The organism is Brucella sp. RRSP16 (genome assembly GCF_052246815.1).
Classification (GTDB): domain Bacteria; phylum Pseudomonadota; class Alphaproteobacteria; order Rhizobiales; family Rhizobiaceae; genus Brucella; species Brucella intermedia.
Map to the genome: position 1 here is coordinate 481,517 of NZ_JBQQAM010000002.1, position 18,432 is coordinate 499,948.

An 18,432-nucleotide genomic window follows, 5' to 3' on the forward strand; every position below is an offset into this window, starting at 1 on the left:
CCATGGCCCAGAACATTTATGACCGCGACGATTTCTTCACTGCCTACAGCCAGTTGCCGCGCTCGGTCCACGGGCTGGACGGCGCACCGGAATGGCCCTTTGTCCGTTCCCTTCTGCCCGACCTGACAGGCCGTGACGTTGCCGATCTCGGTTGCGGTTTCGGCTGGTTCGCCCGCTTCGCCCGCGAACAGGGCGCGGCTTCTGTCATCGGTTATGATCTTTCGGAAAACATGCTCGAACGCGCGCGCCGCGACACGCCGGATGAAGCTGTCCGCTATGTTCAGGCGGACATGGAAGAGCTGGAACTTCCCGAAGCGAGCTTCGATCTCGTCTATAGTTCGCTGGCGTTTCATTATATTCGCGATTTCCCGCGCCTTTTGAAAACGATCCGTGCGGCTTTGCGGCCGGAAGGCCGTTTCGTGTTCACGATCGAGCATCCGATTTTCATGGCACCGCTGGCGCCGGGCTGGATCGAAGACCAGAATGGCGGGAAGCACTGGCCTGTCGATCATTATGCCGTGGAGGGTGAGCGGCGGACCGACTGGCTGGCCGAAGGCGTCATCAAATATCACCGCCGTCTCAGCACCACGGTCAACGCCCTGATCGATTTAGGATTTGCCATCAATCGCCTGGAGGAATGGCGCCCCTCAGCGGAGCAGATCGAGGCATGGCCGGGGCTGTCGGAGGAAATGGAGCGGCCCATGCTGTTGATAGTTTCCGCTAGCCGACAGACAGCTTGACCAGCCACATTTCACGCTCTTTATAGGGAGGGGCGGGACACGAATCAGACTGGCGAGGAGAAACCATGGACGTGTTGCGCATTGCAGCCTTTTCGCAAGGCAATCAGGGCGGCAATCCCGCTGGAGTGCTGATTGCCGATCACCTGCCCTCCCCGCAAGACATGCAGAAGATCGCCAAGGATGTCGGCTTTTCCGAAACCGCCTTTGCAGCGCCGGAAGGCGACAGCTGGCGCGTTCGTTATTTTGCGCCGGAAATGGAAGTTCCCTTCTGCGGCCATGCCACCATTGCGCTCGGCGCTGCGCTGGCCATGCGCGAGGGCGACGGGCGTTTCGCGCTCAAGCTCAACAATGGCGATATCAGCGTCGATGGCCGCAAGGAAGGCGAGTTGTTCGCCGCCAGCCTGCAATCGCCGCCAACCCGCCAGCGCGCTGCCAACGATGCGGAAGTGGAGCAGGCGCTGGCGCTGTTCAGCTTTGAAAAGGACGATCTGGCGCCCGGCCTTGCTCCCGCGCTGATCCACGCCGGTGCGGATCATATCGTGCTGCCGCTTCGTTCCCGCGAGAGGCTTGCCTCGATGCATTACGACATGGCGCGCGGGCGAACCCTGATGAACCGGCAGGGCTGGACGACGATCCTGCTCATCTATTCCGAGACGCCGAGACGCTTCCACAGCCGCAACCCGTTTGCATCGGGCGGCGTTTATGAAGACCCGGCCACCGGTGCCGCGACCGCTGCCTTTGCCGCTTATCTGCGCGACAGCGGCTGGCCGCATGGCGGTGAGATCGAAGTCTTTCAGGGCGAGGATATGGGCAGCCCTTCGCACCTGCGCGCCCAGATCGGCAATGAGCGCGGTGGTTCCATCCGCGTTTCCGGCACCGCACGGCTGATGGAATAGCAACGCATCCCGAAAAGCGTGAAACGGTTTTCGGAAAGATGCGCGTCAAAACAAAGGATTAAGCGCGTTGCAGCTCGTCACACGCGGACGAGCTGCTCCACCCGTTCCTCATTTCCGAAGAACTTGAGATAGCGCGCCACTTCCTTGGGGTCGCCGGTCGCCTTTTGCGGATTGTCGGAAAGCTTGACCGCCGGATGGCCGTTGGCATCCGTCACCTTGCAGACGAGCGAGATGGCGTTCAGCCCCTCGATTTCCTTCGGGGCGCAGCCCGCGAAATCATTGGTGAGGTTGGTGCCCCAGCCGAAGCTCATGCGCACGCGCCCCTCGAAGTGACGATAGGTTTCCTCGATCGTATCCACATCAAGCGCGTCGGAAAAGATCAGCAGCTTTTCGCGCGGGTCCTTGCCGCGTGACTTCCACCATTCGATGATGCGCTCGCCGCCTTCGATGGGCGGGGCGCTGTCGGGGCGGAAGCCGGTCCAGTCGGCAACCCAGTCCGGCGCATTGCGCAGGAAGGCAGCCGTGCCGAAAGCATCGGGCAGCACGATCAGAAGATTGCCGCCATAGTAGCGGTTCCAGTCCTGCAGGACGCGATAGGGCGCGGAACGCAGTTCATCGTCATTCCTTGCAAGGGCCGCCAGCACCATCGGCAATTCATGCGCATTGGTGCCCAGTGCTTCGAGGTCCGTATCCATGGCCAGAAGCACATTGCTGGTGCCGGTGAAGGCATCGCCGATGCCTTCCTTCAGCGCCTCGACGCACCAGCGCTGCCACAGGAAGGAATGGCGGCGGCGCGTGCCGAAGTCGGAAATCTTGAGGCCCGGAAGCTGGCGCAGGCGTTCGACCTTGCTCCACATCTTTGCCTTGGCGCGCGCATAGAGCACGTCGAGCGAGAAGGGACCGAGGTTTTTCATCGCCGCGCGCGAGCGCAGCTCGTTGATGATGGCAAGTGCGGGAATTTCCCACATGGTCGTATGCGACCAGGCGCCATGGAAATGCAGCTCGTACTGCCCGTCCTTGCGGCGCAGCTCATATTCCGGCAACTGAAAATCATGAAGCCAGTTCAGGAATTCGGGCTGGAAAATCTGCTTGCGGCCATAGAAGCTGTTACCCGCCAGCCAGATCATTTCCTTCTTGGAGAAACGCAGTGTGCGGGCATGGTCGAGCTGTGCGCGCAATTCGCCCTCATCGATCTCATCGGCAAGGCGCACGGAAGTGGTGCGGTTGATGAGCGAGAAGGTTGCATCCACCTTGGGGTAGAGGCCCCAGATCATCTGCAGCATCAGAAGCTTGTAGAAGTCCGTGTCCAGAAGGCTGCGGACGATAGGATCGAGCTTCCATGCGTGATTGTAGACGCGGCGCGCAATATCAGTCTTGGCCATGACGGCCTCCATTGCATGAACTTGTACTGCAACCGCCCCAGAGGAATTGCAGCAAAAAGAAAGGCGGGTTTTTCACCCGCCTTTTTAATCGGTTCACTTCTGTTTGGGAAGCTCTACGACGATTTCATGTTCGCCGTCCGGCTTGATCGGCACGCCCTCTTCCGGCTTGCCGATCTTGCGGCCATTGAGCTTGACCGCCTTGTCCTTGCCACCGGCCACGACCTTCACGCGGTAGAGCGCTTCGCCGAAGCGGAGTTCCGCTTCATAGCCATCCCATTCCGGCGGCAGGGCCGGGTCGAGATGCAGGCGGTCGCCGCGTTTGGTGACGCCGAGGATACCCTCGGTTGCCACGCGGTAGAACCAGCCGGCAGAGCCGGTATACCAGGTCCAGCCGCCCTGCCCGCGACGCGGCTCGACGGAATAGATGTCGGCTGCGATCACATAGGGCTCGACGCGGTAGATATCCGGATTGCGACCATGGTTGACCGGGCTGATGAGCGAGAAGAGCTTCCAGGCTTCCGCCGCCCTGCCCATGCGGGCAAGCGCCATGATCGCCCAGGTCGCGCCATGGGTGTACTGGCCGCCATTCTCGCGGACACCCGGCGGATAGCCCTTGATATAGCCCGGCTCCTGCACGGTCTTGTCGAAAGGCGGCGTGAACAGACGCAGCAATTCGCCCTCGTCATCCAGCAGGTATTTTTCGAGCGACGCCATCGCCTGTTCGGCGCGTTTCGGATCGGCCACGCCGGACAGCACGCTCCACGACTGGGCGATGGCATCGATCTGGCATTCATCGCTGTCCTTGGAGCCAAGCGGCGCGCCGTTATCGAAGAAGCCGCGGCGATACCATTCGCCGTCCCAACCGTCGCGGTCGAGCGCAGCCGTCAGGCTTTCCAGATGTGCCTTCCATATGTCGACGCGCTTTACGTCCTTGCGTGCTTCGGCAATCGGAATGAACTTGCCGAGCGTATAGGCGAGGAACCAGCCGAGCCAAACGCTCTCGCCCTCGCCCTTCACACCGACGAGATTCATGCCGTCGTTCCAGTCGCCGCCAAGCATCAGCGGCAGGCCGTGCTTGCCGGTGCGCGCGACGGCGAGGTCGAGCGCCAGCGCGCAATGCTCGTAGAGGCTTGCTGTCTGCCTGGAGATTTCCGGCTGATAGAAGGCATCATGTTCGCCCTCCTCCAGCTTGCGCCCTTCGAGGAACGGCAGCTTTTCGTCGAGGATGGCGCGGTCGCCCGTCGTCTCCACATAGAGCGAGGTGCCATAGCCGAGCCAGACGACATCGTCCGAGATGAGCGTGCGGACGCCAGCACCCGTTGCCGGCAGCCACCAATGCTGGACATCGCCTTCCGGGAACTGGCGCGATGCGGCGTTGAGGATCTGCGCACGGGCAAGCCTCGGATCGATGAGCAGCAGCGACAGCGTGTCCTGCAACTGATCGCGGAAGCCGAACGCACCGCTTGCCTGATAGAAGGCGGCGCGCGCCCAGATGCGGCAGGCGATTGCCTGATAGGGCAGCCAGCCATTGACCAGAAGATCGAAAGCCGGGTCCGGCGTCTTGACCTGAACGCGGTCGAATAGGCCTTCCCACTGCTGCCTCGCGGCCGCAAGCATATCGCTGAACGAAACCTTGCGGGTCTCGGTGATCAGCGCCTTTGCCTGTTTCTGGTCGGCGGCATTGCCGAGCAGGAAGACAATTTCACGGGCTTCACCCGGCCCGACTTCAATGTCGAGGGCGAGCGCGGCACAGGGATCGCGGCCCGCTTCAACGGTACCCGAAAGCGCCTTGCCTGCCAGCACGATCTCCGGCTTGTCCACCGAACCGGTGGTGCCGATGAATTCACTGCGGTCGGCAGTGACGGATTGCGGCTTTTCGGTCGCCGCAAAGAAAGCAACCTGCCCTGACTTGTCGGGATGATACGGATTGCCCGCAAAGAGCGCGCCCAGTTCCTCGTCCTGCGACGGCACGATGAAAGGCACATTCTTGGCGCGGGCATTGCCCAGCACCCATTCGACATAGCCATAGACGCGCAGCTTGCGCTTCGAGCGGCCCTTGTTGGTGATCGTGAGGCGCGAGAGACGCACCGGCTTGTCCGCATCCACGATATGGGTGAGGTCGAGCGCCAGCTCGCCATGCTGCGCCCCGAAGCTCGAATAGCCGTGGCCATGACGCGCTTCATAAGTCACCGCCTCGTCGCGCAGCACGCTTGCGGTCGGCGCAAAGGTGCGGCCCGTTTCACGGTCGAGGATATAGATCGCCTCGCCCGGACGGTTGGTGACCGGATCGTTCGCCCATGGGGTGAGCTGGTAATCGCGGCTGTTGCCTGCCCAGGTGAAGGCCGAACCTTCCGCCGAAACATGGAAACCGAAATTCGGATTGGCGATCACATTGATCCACGGATGCGGCGTGGTGGTGCGATTGTTGATGCGCACCACATAGGAGCCGTCCTCGGCAAAGCCGCCATAGCCGTTCCAGAAGCGGAGGTCGTCGCCTGCCGGAGCAGGACGGTTCACCGCTGGCTTGACAGCCGGGCGGCGTTCTTCCGTCCCGCGTTCGATGGCGATGGGCGCGAGACCGGCGGCACCGAGCCCCTGGCTCGAAGCCTGTCCGCCAATCGCGGTCTTGGCATCGCGCGCGGCGAGATCGACGGTGATTTCCTCGCTGCGGCGCAACTGTTCGGCCAGCGAGCCGTTCTGTGCGTGCATGACGATACGCGCCGAAGCGAGCAGCGTGTTGTAGCTTTCGTCGCTCATCTGGTCGCGGCGCACCGCGAAAATGTGCGGCTGGCCGCCGCCACGCGCCCGGAATCCTTCAACGATCCAGTCGATGGCGCGCTGCGTATCCTGCGCATAGGAGAAGGCGCGCTCATTGACCGCCACGACATCGACCGTGAGGCCCTTCGAGCGCCAGTATTCCTGCGCACGCAGCACACCGCGCAACACGTCGAGATCCGCTTCATTGTCGATGCGCAGCGCGAAGATCGGATAATCACCCGAAATAGACATCGGCCACAGGTCCGACTGCTTGCCGAGGCCGCTGGCGATGGTTTCAGGCGGCTGGCGCAGCGTCCGCTCGGGATAGAGCAGATAGGCGGCGACCTTCTGGTAATCCGCAGCCTCTGCGGGTTTGATGCCGATATGATAGAGCTGCACCTGCGACGAGGTCCAGGAAAGGGAATATTCGCGGGCGAAGGTTTCGGGGTGACGATGGGTCGCCACGGCGTGTTCCACCGCATCGCGGCTGCCGCCTGCGAAGGTCCAGAACACGAGGCTCACCTTCTTGTGCGCCGGAACGCGGACACGTGTGCGCACCGAAGCAATCGGATCGAGCACGCAACCCTGGCTGCCGGTGAATTTGGCGCCGGCGTCGAAGGCTGCCGCATCGCGCAAGGAACGACCGCGTCCGACAAAGGCACGGCGGTCGGTTTCGACTTCCGTTTCGCGGATCGAGCCGGAAAGATCGGTCACGAAATGCGCGACATGAATATCGGGATCGGACGGCGCGCGCTTGCGGCGCTTGGCATAGATGGTCGAACCGTTATCGGAGATTTCGGTTTCCACGAACATCTTGGCAAAGGCCGGATGGGCGGCGTCGCTGTCGCTGTCGGTCAGCACCAGTTCCGCATAGGAGGTGACCTCGATCATGCGGTCGCGGGCGGAGGTGTTGATGATGTCGAGCCTGCGGCCCTCACCATCGGATTCCGACGACACGATGACTTCCATGACCGTCTTGATATCACCGGCGGTCTTGTAGAATTCCGCCTTGTCCTCGGTGAAGACCGTCTTGGTTTCCTCATCCGGATTGCGGACCGGTTCGCCGGTTGCCGACCACCAATAGCCGCTTTCCATGTCGCGCAGGAACAGGAAAGTGCCTTGCAGGTCTTCCGACGCATCGGCGTGGAAGCGGGTGATGTCCCAATTGTGCCAGCGGCTGTAGCCCGAGCCGTTGGCCGTCACCATCAGCGCATATTGTCCGTTCGACATCATATGCGTGGTGCGCGGCGCCTTGAAGGGCTTGTCGACGATCCGCATCGGCGCATCGTCGAAACCGCCGGAATCCACGCGCATCGGGTTTTCCGTCTTGGCGTAGATCATCGGGATTTCGCGCGGCGCCTTTTCCTGCAGCAGCAGTTCGGCAGCCTCGATCACGGGGTCGGAGTGGAAACGCTCGCGCATCCGGCCTTCGAAGATCACGTTGTTGACCGCGATGATCGACATGCCATGATGGTGGGCATAGTAGTTCTTCACGACGGCGCAGAGTTCGCCTTCGCGGACACGCGACGGGGTGAAGTCCACCGAATCGTGGAAGCCGTAGCGTCCAAGCGCGCCGAGCTTGGCAAGACGCTTGAGGTTGGCGACGGCGGCGGCAGGCTGGTATTGCGCGGCGAGCAGGCTCGCATAGGGCGCGATGACCGCGTTGCGCGACAGGCCGCGCTGCAGGCCGAGATTCGGCACGCCGAAGTTGGAATACTGGTAGTTCATATGCGCGTCGCGCGCATTGAACGCCGCTTCCGAAATACCCCAGGGCAGGCCGCGCGAGGTCGCATAGTCGATCTGGCGCTGCACCACGAGCTTGTTGGTCTGGTCGAGCAGCGAACCGAGCGGCTCCGACATGACCAGCGGCGGCATCAGATATTCGAACATCGAGCCGGACCAGGACAGCAGAGCGCCCTTCCAGCCCACCGGGACCAGAAGACGGCCAAGCTTGAACCAGTGTTCGACCGGCACGTCGCCCTTGGCGATGGCAAACAGACTCGCCAGACGCGCTTCCGATGCGAGAAGATCGTAGCAGCTTTCGTCCAGCTCGTTTTCCTGCACGCGGAAACCGATGGAAAGCAGGCGGCGTTCCTTCCGCTCAAGGAAGCCGAACTGCATGTCGAAGGCAAGCTGGCGCGAGCGGGTCGCCAGATCGCGCAGGCGCTCGCGCAGCGCGTCCGTGTCATGCTCGCCGATGGAATCGTCGGTATGCGCCTTGCAGGTATCGACCAGAATGCGCGCCCATTCCACCGCTTCCGCGCTTGCGGAGGTTTCGATTTCGCCATCGAGTTCATCCATCAGGCGAACGATATCGGTAGCGAAAAGCGACAGGTTGATGGTGCGGAAGGATGCCGTCTCCGGCTCGTCCTTGATGGACAGGACAGCACGGCGGAAATTGGCGATCCGCTCTTCCAGGCGGCGGCGCAGCGGACGCAGGATCCGGCGGTCGTCGGGGATTTTCGCGATGGACTCTTCAAGAATGTCGTTGACATCGAGAATGCCGTCGAGGTCGCCCTGCATGTAGACGGAGGGTGCTTCCGCCCATTCTTCCAGCGCGGACGACAGCGTAACCAGATGACCGGCGAGATTGCCGCTGTCCACCGCCGACACATAGAGGGGCCGCATCGGCGTCAGCGTGTTGGTCTCGTACCAGTTGTAGAGATGGCCCTGGTACTTCTCCATCTTTTCGAGCGTATTGACGGTGGCGGCGACGCGATCCAGCGTTTCGCCGAAGCCGATCCAGCCGAAATCGCGCGCGGCGATGACCGACAGCAGATAGACGCCGATATTGGTCGGCGACGTGCGCTGCGCGACGATGGGCGCCGGGTCTTCCTGGAAATTGTCCGGCGGCAGATGGTGGTTTTCCTCATTGGTGAACTCGGCGAAGTAACGCCAGGTCCGGCGCGCATAGCGGCGCAGGTCCGACTTGTCGGAAGAAAGCACTTCCAGCGTGTCCTGCGGCTTGGCCGAGCGGCTGACGAGCCAGGCGATCAGCGGCGAGGCAAACCAGATGACGGCGAAAGGTGCGGCGATCAGCGCGGCATGGCTTTCAGCGGCAAGGGGGAAGAAGATCGCCAGACCCGCAATGGCCATGGCGGGCCACATGAGCTGGAAATAGAAAAGCAGCGTATCTGGAGAGGTTCTCGCCTGCGCCGCCGTGCGCCATTCCAGAAGGTTGCGGTGCGAAACGAACAGACGATAGACGGTGCGCGCAATAGCGTCCGCCATCAGGAACGCCGAATGGGCGATGAAGGTGGTGCGCAGCGCCACATCCGCCGTGCCGAGCGCAATATCGGTCAGCACCGACTGCGCATGGCCTTTCAGCGAATAATCCATGTTGCGCGGGATGAGATTGGTAACGATCCCGAAGGTCGGCGCCACGAACATGGAAAGGATGAGAAAGCCCTGCCAGACGGCGGCAGGCCCGATCGGCAGCACGCTCCAGCCGACGACGGCTGCAATCAGCCACAGGATCGGGTTGAGCGAGCGGCGCAGGTTGTCGACCATTTTCCAGCGCGTGATGGCGCTGACGCCTGCATTGGTCGAGAACAGCCATGGCAGAAGCTGCCAGTCGCCGCGTGCCCAGCGATGGTGGCGCGAAACATCGACATTGTAGCCGGTCGGATAATCCTCAACCACCTCCACATCGCTGACCAGCGCGGCGCGGGCATAGCCGCCTTCCAGAAGGTCGTGGCTGAGGAGCGTGTTTTCCGGCACGCGGCCCTTCAGCGCGGCCTCGAAGGCGTCGATGTCGTAAAGGCCCTTGCCGGTGAAGGTGCCTTCACCAAGCAGGTCCTGATAGGTGTCGGACACAGCAAAGACATAAGGATCGATGCCGCGATTGACCGAGAAGACGCGCTGCAGGAACGATGCTTCGTCGCCGGTCGTCAGCGACGGCGTGACGCGCGGCTGGAGAATGCCATAGCCTCGGATGACCTTGCCGGTCTTTTCGTCAATGATCGGGCGGTTCAGCGGATGGCTGAGCTTGCCGGCCAGATGGGTGACGGATTCCGGCGTCAGACGCGTATCGGCGTCCAGCGTCATCACATATTTGATTTCCTTCGGCAGGCGTTCGTCCGGCGGGAAGAAGCTCGTATCCTGATCGCCGCGCAGCAACAGGTTCAGCTCATGCAGCTTGCCGCGCTTGCGCTCCCAGCCCATCCAGCAGTTCTGCTTCTCGTTGAAGAGGCGGCGGCGGTGCAGAAGGAAAAAGCGCGGCTGGTCGTCGCCCGTATAGTGCTCGTTGAGCTTGGCGATTTCCTCACGCGCATATTCGTAGATTTCCATATCCGCAGGCGTGATCTCGTGCTTCGCATCGGTCCAGTCGCTGACCAGCGCGAAGTAGATTTCGCCACGCGGATTGGTGAGATAATGCACTTCGAGATTGCGAATCTGCTCGTCGATGGAATCACGCGAGGTGATGAAGGTCGGCACCGCGACCAGCGTGCGCGCCTCTTCGGGCAAGCCTTCCTTATACTCAAAACCGATGAGGCGCGTCGGCTGCACGAACCACGGCACCAGCGCGTTGAACAGCGAATAGGACGCATCCATCGCCGGGAAGAGCGCCAGCAGCGTGAACAGCGTGCGCAGATCGGTCGAAAGACCGGCGCGGATCATGCAGTAATTGACGAGAGTGAGAATCAGGATCGTGAAGATCGCCGTCGGAATGAACAGGCCCCAGAGGCCCAGCCCGCGATAGAAACGCAGCGCCCTGACACCGAACGGCGCCTTGTAACCGCAGACCCTTTCAAGCTCGGTGCGGCCTTCGCCCGACAGGTAATAGGCGATTGCACCCTTGCCCTCGGCTTCCGGATGACCGGCCTTTTCCGCCCGGTGGCCGTCTTCCGCCAGCTTGAGCGCCGCCCATGTGATGTCGATTTCGCTCATGTCCGAATAGCGGGCGAGCTTTTCGATGGTCACGCGGTAGGCATTGCGGGAGCGGAAGTCCAGAAGCTCGAAATCGCTGTGGTCGCGCAGGATCGCATCAACCTCGTTGACGGTTTCAAACCAGGTTTCCCAGTCCACGTCATCGATGGATTTCAGGCTGCGGATGACATTGCCCATCGTAACGCCGCCGGTGGACTGGCGGGCATGTTCCTCGACGATGGCGTCTTCCGGGTTGCTGCCTTCCTGTTCCAGAATCCGCTCCAGCCAGTGGGCGGCTGCCGTGGTGTCGGTGGAGGAGGAACGCAGGCGATAAAGGAGATGCGTCGCGAAGGTGCTGTCGCGGGCGGCATCGGCATATTGCGCCAGGACCGAATCCAGCTCGGCTCCGTCAGCAGCGACCACGATGCGGTCGGCAGCCGTATTGGCGAGATTGCGCATGATGCGCGCGCGGTCGACGCGCAGCGCCAGACGTCGCGCATTCTCGATCAGGAAATAGCGCACCGCAGACGGCAGCGCCCACAATTCACCGATCTTCAGCGGCTCGACGGTCTGGAAACCCTTGACGATGGCCGTCAGCGTCTTCAGCGAGAAATTGCTGTCCGTATGCGCGACATAGAGCCAGGCCAGCGCGAAGATGCGCGGCATGCCCTCGTATTTTTCAACCGGCGCCTTGTAGAGCGGCAGCTGGCGGATAAAGCGGCGCGGCAGGTCGCGGCGGGCCTGCTGGACGTTCTTGTCGATCTGGTAGTGGTTGTCGAGCAGCCATTGCGCGGCAGGGGTGATGGTTTCACCCGCGCGCGAGGCGGCATCGGAGGCGCGATAGGCATGCAGGATCAGCTTGCCGTTTTCCGACAGGCGCTGATCGAACGGGAAGGCAATATAGCCCGGCAGCGGAATGTCTTCGCCCCGCGCCACGGCAGCGGCAAGCGCGCCAAGTTCTTCCTCGGTTTTATACAAGGCCCGGATGGGCGACGGCTGTTCGGGGGGAATCTGGCCCGACGCATCGCGTTCGCTGGATTTGGGCTCCATCGAAGGCTGCTGCATCGGCGATTTATTCTCGGTAGAGGTTGATTTGGAGAGCGAAGAAGACAATTCCGGCATCTGCCTTAACAGCCTTTCCGAAGGAAATGAGTTATATGCGGCGGGTGGACACTGACATTAGTCTGAATTTTCATTTCAGGGAAACGGCAGTATCCGTGATCGGTTCCCTGAATGTCGGCTGCATTTGGCTAAAATGCGACGGCGCAATGTGCTGATATTCAAACCGTTTAAATCGCAACGCACAATTCTTTCCGCCTATTAATGTTGCGTTATGAAACACCCCGTTTCCTGCAACCCTAACATATTGAAAACAAAAATAATACCACCCCTGGTAAGGTGCCGGGAAATTTCGGCGCCGCGCGCGCCGCATCCGCCAATATGGAGGAAGCCCGGCGGATGCGCGGGAATCACCGCGCATCCGCCGGGCCTCGTGTTTCGACAGACCGGCCCTTCACCGTAAAGTGACGATCAGGAAGCTGGTTCGGATGCCGGAAAAAGCTTCCAGTAACGTGGGCGGAAAGCGATGCGGCTTTTTTCCGCCGCCGGATGTTCGGCCGGGATTTCGATCTCGACCCGCTCGCGCGCGCCGCCGACTTCCAGTTCGACGCGCCGCTTGCCGCCCGAACGGCGGCTCGCCACCACCGTACCTGCGATGCAGCCGCCGCAACCGTCCAGCAGTTCGACATCGTGCGGACGGAAGAAGAGCTGCGCGTCCCCATCGGCCACACCATCGGCGGTCAGGCCGATATTGCGGTCCACCAGCCAGACCTCACCCTTTTCGACCCGGACCGGAAGCGTGCTCGATTCTCCGATGAAGCCATAGACCCCGGGGGAATTCGGATTGTCGTAGACCTCATCCGGCGTGCCAACCTGCTCGATACGGCCCTGGCTCATCACCACCACGCGGTCGGCCAACTCCAGCGCCTCGTCCTGATCGTGGGTCACGAAAACGGTGGTGTGGCCCGTCTTGTCGTGGATCTCGCGCAGCCAGCGGCGCAACTCCTTGCGCACCAGCGCATCAAGCGCGCCAAACGGCTCGTCGAGAAGCAGGACTTTCGGTTCGATCGCCATGGCGCGGGCCAGAGCGACGCGCTGGCGCTGGCCACCGGAAAGCTGCGCCGGATAGCGCTTTTCCAACCCCTGCAACTGGACGAGATCGAGCAGTTCCAGCGCGCGGCTGCGAATGGCGTCGCTCGACGGGCGCGTCGCGCTCGGGCGCACCTTGAGGCCGAAGCCGATATTGTCCGCAACCGTCATATGGCGGAACAGCGCATAATGCTGGAAGACGAAACCGACATTGCGCTCCTGAACGCTCTTCTGCGATGCGTCCTCGTCGCCGAAGAAGATCGTCCCCTCGGTCGGCGTTTCCAGCCCGGCAATGAGGCGCAAAAGCGTGGTCTTGCCCGAACCGGAAGGCCCCAGCAAAGCGATCAGCTCGCCGGAACGAATATCCAGCGAGACATTATGCAACGCCGGGAAGCGAGCGAACTCCTTACGCACTCCGGCAACACGAACTTCCATTCCCAATCCTTTCCCCTGCCGCCATGCGGGCGACCGTCGATTTAATTTCAATGCCCGTTTCCGCTGCCAGCCAGTTCATCGCCATAGCGCAATTCGAGCGCCGTCTTGATGGCAAGCGTCAGCAACGCCAGAAAAGCCAGCAGCGACGCCACCGCGAACGCACCGACGAAGTTATATTCGTTGTAGAGAATTTCCACATGCAGCGGCATCGTATTGGTGAGACCGCGAATATGTCCAGAGACGACGGAAACCGCGCCGAACTCGCCCATAGCCCGGGCATTGCAGAGCAGCACGCCATAGAGAAGCCCCCATTTGATATTGGGCAGCGTCACATAGCGGAAGGTCTGCCAGCCATTAGCGCCGAGCGAAATCGCCGCCTCCTCGTCGCCCGTTCCCTGTTCCTGCATCAGCGGGATCAGTTCGCGCGCGACGAAGGGAAATGTGACGAACACCGTCGCCAGCACAATGCCCGGAACGGCGAACAATATCTCGATGCCATGCCGCGACAGCCACGGCCCGAGCAGGCTGTGGCTCGAGAAAAGCAGCACGAAGACAAGGCCGGAAATGACCGGCGAGACGGAAAACGGCAGGTCAATCAGCGTCGTCAGCAGCGCCTTGCCCTTGAATTCGAACTTGGCGATCGCCCACGCCGCCGCAATGCCGAAGACCAGATTGAGCGGCACGGCAATGGCTGTAACAAGGAGGGTCAGCCTTATCGCAGCCCACGCATCCGGCTCGACCAGCGCCGCCAGATATTCGCCCGCTCCCTTGCGGAAGGCTTCAACGAAGACCGCGATGACCGGCAGGATGAGGAAGAGCGCCAGGAAAGCCAGCGCCAGAGCGATCAACGTGAAGCGCGTTAGCGGGCTCTCGGTGACGGCGCTCCGGCTTTCGCGGGGCGCGGAAGAAGCAGGTTCATTCGCCATGACCATATTTCCTCCGTGTCCACGCCTGGATGAGATTGATGAAAAGCAGCATCGCAAAGGAAAGCGCCAGCATCACCGTGGCAAGCGCGGTCGCTCCGGCATAATCATATTCCTCAAGCTTGATGACGATCAGGAGCGGCGCGATTTCCGACACATAGGGCGTATTGCCCGCAATGAAGATGACGGAGCCATATTCGCCGACGCCGCGCGCAAAGGCGAGCGCGAAGCCGGTCAGGATGGCCGGTTGCAGGCTTGGCAGCAGCACCCGCCAGATCGTCTGGAACCGGGAAGCGCCAAGTGTTGCCGCAGCTTCTTCCACCTCACGGCTGATTTCCTCCATGATCGGCTGCACCGTGCGCACCACGAAGGGCAGGCCGATGAAGATCAGCGCGATGACGATGCCCGCCCGCGAGAACGCGACGCGAATGCCCAGCGGCGCCAGCAGGCTGCCGACCCAGCCATTCGGCGCGTAGATCGCGGCAAGCGCGATACCGGCCACGGCCGTCGGAAGGGCGAAGGGAATATCGACGATAGCATCGACGAAGCGGCGTCCGGGAAAGCGATAGCGCACGAGAACCCAGGCGAGGATGACGCCGAAGACCACATTGACCAGCGCCGCGATGAAAGCGGTGCCGAAACTCGTTTCGAGCGCTTTCAACGTGCGCTCGTCGGTGACAAGGCGCCAGAAGCCGGAAATCCCGACTTCGCTGGAACGCAGCACCAATGCCGCAAGCGGAATGAGAATGAGAAGGGTCAGATAGGCAACACTGAAGCCGAACGTCAGCCCGAAACCGGGAATGACGCTCGGCTTTCTGAAGTGCGACCCTGCCCTGGCCCGTGCAGGGAGCGAAGTCATGCGCTGGTTTGTTCCCTCTTCAGTATTTGATATTGCCGATTGCTCACGGTTTCCGGGTTATTTTCCCGGCTTGTAGAGCTGGTCGAACGTTCCTCCATCGCCAAAATGATAGGGCTGCGCCTTGGCCCACCCGCCGAAAATCGGATCATCGATCGTTACCAGCGTCAAATCGGGAAACTTGCGCTGCTTGTCGGCCGGGATGATTTCGGGCTTCGACGGACGGTAGAAATGCTTGGCGGCAAGCGCCTGGCCTTCCGGCGAATAGAGATATTCGAGATAGGCCTGCGCCAGCTTGGTGGTGCCGTTTTCCTCGGCATTCTTGTCCACGACCGCGACCGGCGGTTCGGCCAGAATGGACTGCGGCGGCACGACGATGTCGAATGCGTCCTCGCCAAATTCCGCGACCGAGAGATAGGCTTCGTTTTCCCAGGCGAGCAGCACATCGCCCAGCTGGCGCTGCACGAAAGTGGTTGTCGAGCCGCGCGCGCCGGTGTCGAGCACGGGCACATGGCGGAACAGCTCGCCGATGTAATCCCTGATCTTCTGTTCGTCGCCGCCAAACTGCTTGTGGGCCCAGGCCCAGGCGGCGAGATAGTTCCAGCGTGCGCCACCGGAGGTCTTCGGGTTCGGCGTGATGACCTCGACGCCATCCTTCACCAGATCGCCCCAGTCCTTGATGCCCTTGGGATTGCCCTTGCGCACGAGGAAGACGATGGTTGACGTATAGGGGGCGGAATTGTTGGGCAGGCGCTTGCGCCAGTCCTTGTCGATCTTGCCCGACAGCTGGGCAATGGCATCGATATCGCTTTCAAGCGCCAGCGTCACCACGTCGGCCTTGATGCCGTCGATCACCGAACGCGCCTGTTTGCCCGACCCGCCATGGGAAGCGCGAATGGTGACGGTTTCGCCGGTTTCCGCCTTCCAGTGGGCGGCAAAGGCGGCGTTGTAATCCTTGTAGAGTTCACGCGTCGGATCGTAGGACACGTTGAGAAGTGTCTGGTCGGCGAAGCTTGATCCAACCGTTCCGGCCAGCGAAGCCGCAGCCACCAATGCCGCCAGAGTGAGCGAAAATCTCGATATCTTCATGACCGCCTCCATGTTTCATTGGTCAAGACAGTATCAGAGCTCTTTGACGACAGGATGCCACAAGCCGGTCGTTATTTGAAACGACTTCGAAAAATCCGCGCAGTTTTAAGGAGATTTCGAGGATAATTTTTTCACCGGCAGGTCGAAACATGCGGGCGATAGCATCATTAACTCATTGGGCCGACGCGGGTTTGACGGAAGGCGCCGGCGTGCCGCTCGTGGCCAGTTCAAGCTCGGGCTGCCTCGGCTCGTTCCAGCCCATGAAATTGTAGAACGTGTAGCGCCAGAGACCGATTTCCTCGTGAAGCGCCACATCCGTCACCAGGAAATAAAGGGCAGTTGAAGACATGTTGGTATGGGAGCCCGTCAGAAAACCGGCGGCGACCGGCTCGGGCTTCACGCCGAAATGCGCCAGATAAAGAAGATCGCGGGTCAACATGGGCGCGGCCTGCAACAGTACGACCCTCGCCGGCCTGATCTCGCGCAGGATCGCAGCCGTGTTTTTGGAATTCTGCCAGCTGTTGCGGCTCTTTTCGTCAAGCAGGATGGAGGCCGGATCGATCCCGACCTTTTCAAGCTGCACGGCGATGGCCGTGGCCTCGGAAACGCCGGTGCCGCTCACATCCGCGCCGCTGGCGATGAACTTGCAGCTGACCCCCTTGTCGACGCACTGGCGGTTCATGGCGGCTGCCGCCAGAAGCGGAGCATAGGAGAAGGCCAGCGGCTCGACCGCTTTCTGGCCACGCTCGTCAACGACCTGCGTTCCCGTGCCGAAGATGATGAAGGCGGTATTGTCTTCAAGCGGCCTCTGCAATTGCGATGTATAGGGCGATTGCAGGCGGTTCATCAGGTAATCCGGGGCCAAACCAGAAGCAATCGCGCCATAAAGAATGACTGCAAGGCCAATCAGCACAGTACCCGGCTTGCGCCATTTGAAACAGAAAAGGATTAAACCGACAGCGGCAAAGGAAAGCATGATATTGATCGTCATGGAAAATCACCGCTTTCAATATAATATTTCATCAATCGGCGGATTTGTGATATACGTGAACGCGTTGCTTGATAACAACCCCAAGAATTTTGGAAATAACGATCTGTTTGTTGTGAGAAGCCGCTGTTCAGGATGCGCCCTGCCCCGAAAGGGTGAGGCCCGGACTGGGGTTGCGGGGGGCAAGTATTCATCCGGGCCTCGGCCAGTCTCGCGACCAGCAGGCTAACAACGGATGAAACCCGTTTCGGTTGCACGAAATATCGACAGGCAGCGAATATTTTTTCGCTTTCATTTGCAGGCCCTTCGGCGGCCGGATCGCTCTTGAACCGTACAGGCGAAGAGTTATTCTTCCCGGATGGATTGGCTGACCAGAGGATTTTTCACCATGGCATTTGGCAAACGCTCTATCGGCACGCTTTTCGTGATTGCCGCAGGCCCGGCACTGCTGCTGGCGTCGTCTCTTTCCCTGAAGGCCGAGGAGGCGAATCCGATCGAGCGGGTCGATTACATCTGCGAGCGTGGGTCGTCGTCCCGGTCACCTATATCCGCAAGGGCAGCGCGCCCGGATTTGCGGTCCTCGACGCCGAGGGCAAGATGATCGCGATGCAATGGCATGAAAGCGTGAAGAAATATGTCGCCCTCGACGAACAGGACAGCTATCGCTGGAGCGACAATGACGGTCAGGCCGTGCTGAGCCATCTGGAAGCCGATCACACCGCCAAGGAGGTGACGCTGCTTTCGGCCTGCCGCTCGGACGATGCGGAAGAATAGGAACTCCCGCTACGGGACGAGGTAATGCCGGTCCCACTGATCCTGCGGCACTTCATCGCCAATGTCGTAACGGAAGGACACGATATTGATGTGGTCCTGATCCGTCTTGCAGACGAAGGACAGCCTGTACCAGTGCTCGCGGCTGCGGAAGGCCGCGCCATCGGCCTTGATGGAATTTTTCTTGGTCACAGGATCGGAAAAGGCATAGGCCAGAACCTTGTCGACGGAAAACTTGCCTTGTTCCCGCGTGATGCGCTCCATGGCTTCCACGTCGCAACGCTGCTCGAGGCGGGTCGCCGGATCGAGCTTTTCAAGCTGGGCCTTTTCGGAAGCATTCATGGCGAAGGACGGGAAAACCGCCAGGCCGAAGGAAAGGAAACCGGCAAGGGTGGACGCAGGCAACACAAGGGACGTGCATTTCATCGGACTTTCGGGAACTCCTCGCGCGAATATTGTTGGTCACAATAATAAGCATGATTTGCTGCCCTGTCTGGATTATCACCGGAAAGTTACCGGGGACCAACAGCAAAGCCGACCTGCGCGAAACCGCATCGCGCTTTTGCTGGAAATGCTCC

General features: G+C 61.0%; 11 protein-coding genes. 3 read left to right on the plus strand and 8 right to left on the minus strand.

The features are described 5' to 3' along the window. The first annotated feature begins 2 nt into the window (after nt 1–2). Nucleotides 3–740: a class I SAM-dependent methyltransferase gene (locus ACS5UA_RS05440; RefSeq protein WP_262074610.1), complete on the plus strand. Its 738-nt coding sequence runs from the start codon at nt 3–5 to the stop codon at nt 738–740. A 65-nt stretch (nt 741–805) separates the two neighbouring features. Next, a complete protein-coding gene (locus ACS5UA_RS05445; RefSeq protein WP_021586411.1) occupies nt 806–1,636 on the plus strand; it encodes a PhzF family phenazine biosynthesis protein in 831 nt (276 codons plus the stop codon). A gap of 77 nt (nt 1,637–1,713) precedes the next feature. Here ACS5UA_RS05445 and pncB read toward each other — a convergent pair whose 3' ends face one another. The 7 genes from pncB to ACS5UA_RS05480 form a co-directional block, all read right to left on the minus strand. Continuing rightward, nucleotides 1,714–3,018, minus strand: coding sequence for a nicotinate phosphoribosyltransferase (gene pncB, locus ACS5UA_RS05450; RefSeq protein ID WP_006470929.1), 1,305 nt, complete (start codon nt 3,016–3,018; stop codon nt 1,714–1,716). A 93-nt stretch (nt 3,019–3,111) separates the two neighbouring features. Continuing rightward, the gene (locus ACS5UA_RS05455) at nt 3,112–11,766 is read right to left on the minus strand and encodes a GH36-type glycosyl hydrolase domain-containing protein (protein WP_443101216.1); all 8,655 of its coding nucleotides are present in this window, start codon (nt 11,764–11,766) and stop codon (nt 3,112–3,114) included. Between the two features lie 408 nt (nt 11,767–12,174). Then, nucleotides 12,175–13,227, minus strand: coding sequence for a sulfate/molybdate ABC transporter ATP-binding protein (locus tag ACS5UA_RS05460; protein WP_063619938.1), 1,053 nt, complete (start codon nt 13,225–13,227; stop codon nt 12,175–12,177). Between the two features lie 47 nt (nt 13,228–13,274). Beyond that, the gene (cysW, locus tag ACS5UA_RS05465; protein WP_391530004.1) at nt 13,275–14,159 is read right to left on the minus strand and encodes a sulfate ABC transporter permease subunit CysW; all 885 of its coding nucleotides are present in this window, start codon (nt 14,157–14,159) and stop codon (nt 13,275–13,277) included. Then, nucleotides 14,143–15,009, minus strand: a complete 867-nt coding sequence (gene cysT, locus ACS5UA_RS05470; RefSeq protein WP_021586416.1) for a sulfate ABC transporter permease subunit CysT — start codon at nt 15,007–15,009, stop codon at nt 14,143–14,145. The genes cysW and cysT overlap by 17 nt, the downstream gene beginning before the upstream one ends. A 57-nt stretch (nt 15,010–15,066) precedes the next feature. After that, nucleotides 15,067–16,095, minus strand: a complete 1,029-nt coding sequence (locus ACS5UA_RS05475) for a sulfate ABC transporter substrate-binding protein (RefSeq protein WP_006472933.1) — start codon at nt 16,093–16,095, stop codon at nt 15,067–15,069. Nucleotides 16,096–16,267: 172 nt separating this feature from the next. Continuing rightward, nucleotides 16,268–17,086: a YdcF family protein gene (locus ACS5UA_RS05480; protein ID WP_262074600.1), complete on the minus strand. Its 819-nt coding sequence runs from the start codon at nt 17,084–17,086 to the stop codon at nt 16,268–16,270. Between the two features lie 321 nt (nt 17,087–17,407). Between ACS5UA_RS05480 and ACS5UA_RS05485 the strand changes: the two genes are divergently transcribed. Next, nucleotides 17,408–17,857 (plus strand): hypothetical protein, encoded by a 450-nt coding sequence (locus ACS5UA_RS05485; protein WP_443101217.1) that lies wholly within the window; start codon nt 17,408–17,410, stop codon nt 17,855–17,857. Nucleotides 17,858–17,866: 9 nt separating this feature from the next. On the opposite strand, the gene ACS5UA_RS05490 is transcribed toward ACS5UA_RS05485, so the two are convergent. Beyond that, a complete protein-coding gene (locus ACS5UA_RS05490) occupies nt 17,867–18,280 on the minus strand; it encodes a DUF930 domain-containing protein (RefSeq protein WP_391530003.1) in 414 nt (137 codons plus the stop codon). Nucleotides 18,281–18,432: the final 152 nt, after the last annotated feature.